An 8,375-nucleotide genomic window follows, 5' to 3' on the forward strand; every position below is an offset into this window, starting at 1 on the left:
TCAACTCCGGGGGGGGCAGGGTGCGGCGCTTCATGCACGGGCGGGCGCCAGCAGACGGGTTTGCTCGGAGGAGGCTGCGGGTGTGGACATGGGCTGCAGCTTAGGGTTCAATTCAATACAGTATCAATACACATTGGCAATACAAAAAAACAACTGTATGGACGATTTGAACAATACAGCAGCGACGAAGGGGGAAGCCATCGGCCTGCAGCGCCATGCCGCGGCGACCTTGACGGAGCAGCTTGCCGCCCTGTTTGCCGCCCGCATCCGCAACCGCTTGCTGCCGCCGGGCAGCCGCCTGCCTTCGGTGCGCGACTGTGGACGGCGCTACGGGCTGAGCACGCAAACCGTGGTGGCGGCCTATGACCGGCTGCAGGCCCACGGGCTGGTGGAGGCGCGCGCGCAGCGCGGGTATTTCGTGCGGGCTGCAGTGCTGGCGCAAGCACCCGCAATCGCCAGGCGTGGCGCTGCGCAGCCCGAGGTTGCTGCGCCCATGATGGCGCCGACGCACGCCACCGCCCTGGTGCGCGGCATGTTTCATCAAATGGGCGCAGGCTCTGCTGTGGCGCTGCGGGGCGCACCCGGCTCGGGTGTGCTGCCCGCGTCGTGGCTGGAGAGCGCTGCGCTGGGTTCGGCGCTGCGGCGCATCGCCCGCGGGAGCGAACTGGAGCAGGTTTCGCTGCATTACGGGCATCCGCTGGGCGATCCGGCCTTGCGCGAGGCCTTGTCGCGGCAACTGGCTGGCTTGTCGCTGCAGGCGCCGCCGCAGCAGATTCTGACCACGAATGGCGCGTCGCAGGCGCTGGATCTGGTGCTGCGCGCGCTCACCCGTCCCGGCGACGCGGTGCTGGTCGAGAGCCCCGGCTGGGCGATGCAGTTCGCGCAGATGGCGCACCACGGGCTCAAGCTGCTGCCCGTGCCCCGCGGCGCCGACGGCCCCGATCTCGACCTGCTCGATCAATTGGCCCGTGCCCATGCGCCGCGGCTGTTCATCTGCGTGAGCGTGCTGCACAACCCCACCGGGCAGAGCCTGAGCGCGGCCAGCGCGCACCGCGTGCTGCAGCTCGCGCAGCGCCACGGCTTTCAGGTGGTCGAGGACGATGTCTATGCCGCCCTGGCCGAGCCCAGCAGCGCGCGCATGAGCGTGCTCGATCAACTGGAGCACACCCTTTACCTCAGTGGCTTCTCCAAGATTCTTGCGCCGGGCTGTCGTGTGGGCTTCGTGGCGGCGTCGCCCGCCATCATCGACCGCCTGATCGATCAAAAACTGCTGGCCGCGCTCACCACTCCAGCGCTCACCGAGAGAGCGCTGGCGCATGTGCTGGAGCAGGGGCAGATGCGGCGTACTGTACAGCAGGTGCGCGACCGCCTGGATGCGGCGCGGGCACGCGCGGTGCGGCTGGCCGAGAAGGCGGGCTGCCGCTTCGTCGCCCCGCCGCGCGGACTGCTGGGCTGGGTGGAAACCGGCGTGGACACCGCCATGCTGGCGCAGCGCCTGCTCGATGCCGGCTATCTGCTCGCACCCGGCCACCTGTTCGATCCGCAGCAGCAACCCTCCACCCGCATGCGCATCAACTTCACGCAGACGCAGGACGAAGCCTTCTGGCGCGCTTACGCCGCGGCGAAAGGGTAAGGGTTATCCGGCAGGTTGATGTTTGAAACGGCGCCTCCCCACCCCGGCCCTCCCCACGAGTGGGGAGGGAGGGAACTCTCCTCCCCCACGGCGTGGGGGAGGCTGGGAGGCGGAGATGCCCACCCCGGCCCGTCCAATGGCTGGCATGCAGGCCAACCCCGTTGCGGCGGGGCAAAGCCAAGCAGTTGGCTTTGCCTCTCCCGCCTCCACCCCCACGAGTGGGGAGGGCCGGGAACTCTCCTCCCCCACTTGCTGGGGGAGGTTGGGAGGGGCATCCTTTGTTCTGCGCAGCGCTGACTTCTCCTCCCCCACTTGCTGGGGGAGGTTGGGAGGGGGAGATGCCGTTGCATGGCGTTGCCCTTGAACCCCTCATCCTTCTCACGCGGATCGAGAGTGTTGCGCGGCGGCGCGACGGGAGCGCACCGCATCGGCCAGCCCGCGCAGCAAGGGAACCGTATCGTCCCAACCCAGGCAGGCGTCGGTGATGGAGACGCCATACGCCAGAGGCTGACCGGGCTTGAGATCCTGCCGGCCTTCGCAAAGATGGCTCTCGACCATCACGCCGACAATGCGCCGCTCGCCCGCGGCGATGCGCTGCGCAATGCTGGCGGCCACCTCGATCTGCTTGCGCGGCTGCTTGGTCGAATTGGCGTGCGAGCAGTCGATCATCACCTGTTCGCGCTGCCCCGCCCTGGCGAGCACGGCACAGGCTGCGTCCACCGAAACGGCGTCGAAGTTGGGCACCTTGCCGCCGCGCAGGATGATGTGGCAATCCGCATTGCCGCGGGTCTCGAAAATCGCCGCCACGCCCATCTTGGTCATGCCCATGAACGCATGACCGCTGGCGGCCGACACCATGGCATCGACTGCCACCTGTACCCCGCCGTCGGTGCCGTTCTTGAAGCCCACCGGGCAGCTCAGACCCGACGCGAGCTGGCGGTGGCTCTGGCTTTCCGTGGTGCGCGCGCCGATGGCGCCCCAGGCGATCAGGTCGCTGAAATACTGCGGCGACAGCAGATCGAGAAACTCGGTGCCCGCAGGCAAGCCCAGGGCATTGATGTCGAGCAGCAACTGGCGCGCGCGCTGCAGTCCCTCGTTGATGCGGAAGCTGCCATCGAGCCGCGGATCGTTGATATAGCCCTTCCAACCCACGGTGGTGCGCGGCTTCTCGAAGTACACGCGCATCACCACCACCAGCGCGTCGCTCACCTCGTTGGCCGCAGCGCGCAGGCGGCGCGCATAGTCCATCGCCTGATCGTGGTCGTGGATGGAGCAGGGACCGACCACCACGATCAGCCGGTCGTCGCGCCCGTGCAGCACATCGGCGACCGCAGCACGGCCCTGTTCCACCCCGGCTTCGATCGGCGCCGTGACGGGCAAGGCTTCGAGCAGCACTGCCGGCGAGACCAGCGCCCGCACCGCCTTGATGCGGGTGTCGTCGATGCGGGTGGTGTCGAGCGTGCCGTCAAGCACACCGGCTTCGTGGTCGTGAGTGGGGTCGTCGATGCGGGGCATGGGGGACTCGCTGGCTCACACTGCCGGCTGCGGATTGCGCAGGCGGATGTGCAGTTCCTTGAGCTGCTTCTCATCCACCGGACTCGGCGCGTGGGTCAGCAGGCACTGGGCGCGCTGGGTCTTGGGGAAGGCGATGACGTCGCGGATGCTCTGGGCGCCGGTCATCATGGTGACGATGCGGTCCAGGCCGAAGGCGATGCCGCCGTGCGGCGGGGCGCCGTATTGCAGGGCGTCGAGCAGGAAGCCGAACTTGGCGCGGGCCTCGTCGGGGCCGATCTTGAGCGCGGAGAACACCTTGCTCTGCACTTCGGCGCGGTGGATGCGCACCGAGCCGCCGCCGATCTCCCAGCCGTTGAGCACCATGTCGTAGGCCTTGGCGATGCACTTCTCGGGGGCGCTGTCCATCAGCTCCTCATGGCCGTCCTTCGGCGCGGTGAAGGGGTGGTGCACGGCGGCCCAGCGCTGCTCGTCCTCGTCGAACTCGAACATGGGGAAGTCGACGACCCACAGCGGCTTCCAGGCCTCTTCGAACAAGCCTTGGCGCTTGCCGAATTCGCTGTGGCCGATTTTCACGCGCAGCGCGCCGATGGCGTCGGCCACGATCTTGGATTTGTCGGCGCCGAAGAACAGCAGATCGCCGTTTTGCGCGCCGCTGCGCTGCAGGATGGCGGCAATCGCCGCGTCGTGCAGGTTCTTGACGATGGGCGATTGCAATCCATCGCGGCCCTTGCTCGCGTCGTTGACCTTGATCCACGCCAGCCCCTTGGCGCCGTAGATCTTGACGAACTCGGTGTAGGCGTCGATCTCGCTGCGGCTCATCTCGCCGCCGCCGGGCACGCGCAGCGCGACCACGCGGCCGCCCGGGGTGGTGGCCGGGCCGGAGAACACCTTGAAGTCCACGTCGCCCATCACGTCGGTGAGTTCGGTGAACTCCATCTTCACGCGCAGGTCCGGCTTGTCGGAGCCGAATCGGGCCATGGCCTCGGCATAGCTCATGACCGGGTAGGGGTCGGCCAGCTCCACGCCGAGCACCTCCTTGAACACGCTGCGGATCAGGGTCTCGAACAGATCACGGATCTCCTGCTCGTTCAGGAAGGAGGTCTCGCAGTCGATCTGGGTGAACTCGGGCTGGCGGTCGGCGCGCAGGTCCTCGTCGCGGAAGCACTTGGTGATCTGGTAATAGCGGTCGAAGCCCGAGACCATGAGCATCTGCTTGAACAACTGCGGCGACTGCGGCAGGGCGAAGAACTCGCCGTCGTGCACCCGGCTGGGCACCAGGTAATCGCGCGCGCCTTCGGGGGTGCTCTTGGTGAGCATGGGCGTTTCGATGTCGATGAAGCCCTGGGCGTCGAGAAAGCGCCGCACCGCCATCGCCACGCGGTAGCGCAGCTTGAGGTTGTGCTGCATCTGCGGACGGCGCAGGTCGAGCACGCGGTGGGTCAGGCGCGTGGTCTCGGACAGGTTGTCGTCGTCGAGCTGGAACGGCGGCGTGACCGAGGCGTTGAGCACGGTGATGTCATGGCACAGCACTTCGATCCTGCCCGAGGTCATGCCCTCGTTTTCGGTGCCTGCCGGGCGCGGCCGCACCAGGCCCTGCACCTGCACGCAGAACTCGTTGCGCAGACTTTCGGCGGTGGCGAACATGGTGGCGCGGTCGGGGTCGCAGACCACCTGCACCAGACCCTCGCGGTCGCGCAGGTCGATGAAGATCACCCCGCCGTGGTCGCGGCGGCGATGCACCCAGCCGCACAGGGAAACGGTTTGGCCCAGCAGGGCTTCGGTCACCTGACCGCAATACTGGCTACGCAGACTCATGTTGGAGAGGTACTTTCGGAAAACAGGCCCGCACCACTCAGGCGCAGACAGCAGAAAAAAGAGAGGATGCGGCGCGGTTCAGCGCACCCGCTGGTTGTTCGGCCCGCCCGGCACGACCACGCCCATGGAAATGATGTATTTGAGCGCAGTGTCCACGCTCATCTGCAGTTCGATCACCTCGCTGCGCGGCAGCATCAGAAAAAAGCCGGAGGTGGGGTTGGGGGTGGTCGGCACATAGATGCTGACGTGGTCAGGCAGATGCTCGGCGACCTCGCCGCCCGGCGTGCCGGTCATGAATGCAATGGTCCACGAACCCTGCCGCGGATACTGCACCAACAGGGCCTTGCGAAAGGCATTGCCGCTGCTGGAAAACAGTGTGTCCGACACCTGCTTGACGCTGCTGTAGATGGTCTTGACCAGCGGAATGCGGGCCATCAGGGCGTCCCAGCGCGCCAGGCCCCACTGCCCCACGATATTGGCCACGGCCAGTCCGGTGAGGAAAATGGCCATCAGCACCAGCACCACGCCCACGCCGGGAATGTGCACCAGCTTGTCCAGCCCCGGCGCCAGCCCGGGCGCCACGGTGCTCATGGCGCTGACGAGGGCCCGAAAAATGCCATCGAACACCGCCAGCAACTGCCACAGCACCCAGATGGTGATGGTCAGCGGCAGCCACACCAGCATGCCGGCGATGAAAATGTTTTTCAGGCTCATGGAATGAAACCGCCTTCCGGGGCGCGGAAGGCGTTGGGTTCAGGGAAGGGGCAGGGCACGCGAACCAGGGCCCTGAAGCTCAATGGCAGACGCACTCAATGGCAGGCACACGAAGCGCCGCAGGCAGGGGATGCGGCGCTGTCGGAAGAAGATGCGGCAGCTGTCGTCGCTGCGGCAGCCGTCGCGCCGCCGCCCTTGAAGTCGGTGGCATACCAGCCCGAGCCCTTGAGCTGAAAGCCCGCTGCGGTGACCTGCTTGTGCAGCGCGGGCTTGCCGCAATGCGGGCAGACGGTCAGCGGGGCGTCAGACATTTTCTGCAGTGCGTCCAGGGTGTGGCCGCAGGCATCACATTTGTAAGCGTAGATCGGCATGGTGGAAACCTCGTCAAAATCGGAACGCCCGGATGTCGGCGTTTCGAGACCGAATTGGGGGCGTACAGGCGCGAAACAATGTCCGCATTATAAAAATGCCCCGCGGACAGGGTTGTGGGCCAGGATTGCGGCCGCTCATCTTTCGTTGTCGAGGCGCGCAGGGGCGGTGCCGGGCGGCGCCAGTGCGGGCGGGGCGAATGACGGCAGCCGCGGCGCGACGCCCGGAAAGCCGACATTCCCGGGCTGAGCGCCTGGCGGATCCATTTTGAGTTCCTGACGCATGCCGTCGCGTTCCAGCCACACCGCCTTGTAGCCGGTGGCCTGCAGGATCACCCCCGGAGCGATGGCGTCGCCCACGCCGATGGCGCGGGGCGGTTTGCCGTCGATGCCGATCAGCGCCGAGCCGGTATCGCCCCCGGCAATCACCCCGTACAGGCGAAAGCGGCCGGGCGCGGCCGGTGCGCTGGCGGCGCCGACGGGCGTCGCGCCAAACAGGCGAGCGGCCTGCTGCGCCGCCTGCTCGGGCGACAGCGCGCCGATGATCTGGGCGTCGGCCGGAACCGCCTGCGGCGAGGCGACCCATCGCAACACCCAGGTGACCGCCAGCGCCGCGCAGGAGAACGCGAGCGCAACGGCCAGCCACTGCGCGGCCCGGCGGCTGCCGCGGGTGGAAGCGCTGCCGGGAGAGGGGAATTGGATCGAGGTGCGCAACATGAGACACTTATTATCCGCGCAGAATGTGCCTCCTCGGAAAGCAGAGGTTGCACCCGGCGCTATTCAAAAGGTGGAAGTCGATGAATGAGGGTTGGAAGGAAATTTCCTCCGAGGTGCCGCGCGCGCGGGCAGCTCGGTGCAGGACGCGCGGTTTCACGCTGATCGAACTCATGGTGGTGCTGGTCATCATGGGCGTGCTGGCGGCGCTCATCGTGCCCAACATCATGGGCCGCACCGACGAGGCGCGGCAGACGGCGGCCAAGACCGACATCGCCACCATCATGCAGGCGCTCAAGCTGTACAAGCTCGATAACGGCGTCTATCCCACGCAGCAGCAGGGCTTGCAGGCGCTGGTGGTCAAACCCTCCACGCCGCCCATCCCGAACAACTGGAAGCCCTATCTCGAAAAATTGCCGACCGACCCCTGGGGCAATCCGTATCAGTATCTCAATCCGGGCGTGAAGGGCCCGGTGGATGTGTTCAGCTATGGCGCAGACGGCAAACCCGGCGGAGAAGGGGCCAATGCCGATATTGGAAGCTGGCAGTAGATCGGCCCGCGGCGCGGTCGAGGCAGACGCGCAGCAGGAGCGGGTGGCCTGCGCGGGGCGGGCCGTACCAGGGCGGGCCTCTCCCCCTCCCAACCTCCCCCAGCAAGTGGGGGAGGAGAGGACGGCGCTGCGCGAGACGAAGGATGCCCCTCCCAACCTCCCCCAGCAAGTGGGGGAGGAGCATTCGCTCCCTCCCCACGAGTGGGGGTGGAGGCGGGGGAGGCAAAGCCAACTGCTTGGCTTTGCCCCGCTGGAACGGGGCTGGCTTGCAAGCCAGCCATTGGACGGGTTGGGGTGGGGTGGCCCCCCTCGGGGGGCAGCGCAGCCGCGTCAGCGGCAAGCGTGGGGGCTCTATTCCCGTGGTTTCACCCTGCTGGAAATGCTCGTGGCGCTGGTCATCGTCGGCATGGTCACTGCGCTGGCGGCGTTTGCGCTGCCGCCTTCCGAAAACGCGCAGATGCAGCGCGAGGCGCAACGGCTTTCGGCGCTGTTCGACGCGGCTCGCCAACATGCCGCTGAAACCGGCGTGCCTCTGGCCTGGGCCAGCGGACCCAAGGGCTATGCCTTCGTGCAGATCGGGCCGCAGGGCTGGGAGCCGGTGGACTCCGACCTGCTGCGTCCGCGGCTGTGGCCCTGGGTGGGCGGCAGCAGAGACATTCCCCCGCAGGATTGGCGCGCCGCGCTGGGCGGCGAGCCGCGCGAGGCGGACTACGCGGCGGGTTCGGTGTCGGTGAGCCTGAGCGAGGGTGGGCAGCGCATGGGCACGCCGCCGAGCTGGCTGCTGTTCGGCTCCGAGCCGGTCGGCGGGCCAATCCGCATCGTGTTGTCCGACGGCGCCGAGCGCGACAGCATCGAGTCCGACGGCTTCGCGCCTTTCGTCGTGAGTCGAAGCCGATCATGATGCGCGGACCCCTTCGCGTTCCAACGCCCCCATTGAATAGATCGGCCCAGCCGCCGGGCCGCCCCAAGGCTGGGCCAGCCCCCTCGGGGGGCAGCGCCGCCGCGTCAGCGGCAAGCGTGGGGGCAAGCAAATCGGCCCAGCCGCCGGGCCGCCCCAAGGCTGGG

At 67.5% G+C, this 8,375-nt stretch carries 8 protein-coding genes; 3 read left to right on the forward strand and 5 right to left on the reverse strand.

The genetic code is table 11. From position 1 onward, the window contains the following. Positions 1–157: 157 nt before the first annotated feature. Positions 158–1,633 (forward strand): PLP-dependent aminotransferase family protein, encoded by a 1,476-nt coding sequence (locus tag RBR52_RS12775; RefSeq protein WP_320377660.1) that lies wholly within the window; start codon positions 158–160, stop codon positions 1,631–1,633. Positions 1,634–2,011: 378 nt separating this feature from the next. On the opposite strand, the gene RBR52_RS12780 is transcribed toward RBR52_RS12775, so the two are convergent. The 5 genes from RBR52_RS12780 to RBR52_RS12800 all read right to left on the reverse strand — a co-directional run bounded on the left by RBR52_RS12780 (position 2,012) and on the right by RBR52_RS12800 (position 6,762). After that, positions 2,012–3,148, reverse strand: a complete 1,137-nt coding sequence (locus RBR52_RS12780) for a 3-deoxy-7-phosphoheptulonate synthase (RefSeq protein ID WP_320377661.1) — start codon at positions 3,146–3,148, stop codon at positions 2,012–2,014. A 15-nt stretch (positions 3,149–3,163) separates the two neighbouring features. Further along, complete coding sequence (aspS, locus tag RBR52_RS12785; RefSeq protein WP_320377662.1) at positions 3,164–4,963, reverse strand: aspartate--tRNA ligase; 1,800 nt, start codon at positions 4,961–4,963, stop codon at positions 3,164–3,166. 78 nt (positions 4,964–5,041) lie between these two features. Then, entirely contained in the window at positions 5,042–5,677 is a 636-nt protein-coding gene (locus tag RBR52_RS12790) for a DUF502 domain-containing protein (protein ID WP_320377663.1), read from the reverse strand. A 95-nt stretch (positions 5,678–5,772) separates the two neighbouring features. After that, a complete protein-coding gene (locus RBR52_RS12795) occupies positions 5,773–6,048 on the reverse strand; it encodes an FmdB family zinc ribbon protein (RefSeq protein ID WP_320377664.1) in 276 nt (91 codons plus the stop codon). A gap of 135 nt (positions 6,049–6,183) precedes the next feature. Beyond that, the gene (locus tag RBR52_RS12800; protein WP_320377665.1) at positions 6,184–6,762 is read right to left on the reverse strand and encodes a type II secretion system protein N; all 579 of its coding nucleotides are present in this window, start codon (positions 6,760–6,762) and stop codon (positions 6,184–6,186) included. An 80-nt stretch (positions 6,763–6,842) separates the two neighbouring features. Between RBR52_RS12800 and gspG the strand changes: the two genes are divergently transcribed. Then, positions 6,843–7,310 (forward strand): type II secretion system major pseudopilin GspG, encoded by a 468-nt coding sequence (gene gspG / locus RBR52_RS12805; RefSeq protein WP_320377666.1) that lies wholly within the window; start codon positions 6,843–6,845, stop codon positions 7,308–7,310. Positions 7,311–7,599: 289 nt separating this feature from the next. Beyond that, a complete protein-coding gene (locus RBR52_RS12810) occupies positions 7,600–8,211 on the forward strand; it encodes a prepilin-type N-terminal cleavage/methylation domain-containing protein (RefSeq protein ID WP_320377668.1) in 612 nt (203 codons plus the stop codon). Positions 8,212–8,375 lie beyond the last annotated feature (164 nt).

This window comes from Thiomonas sp. (genome assembly GCF_034007205.1).
In the GTDB taxonomy this organism is placed as follows: domain Bacteria; phylum Pseudomonadota; class Gammaproteobacteria; order Burkholderiales; family Burkholderiaceae_C; genus Thiomonas.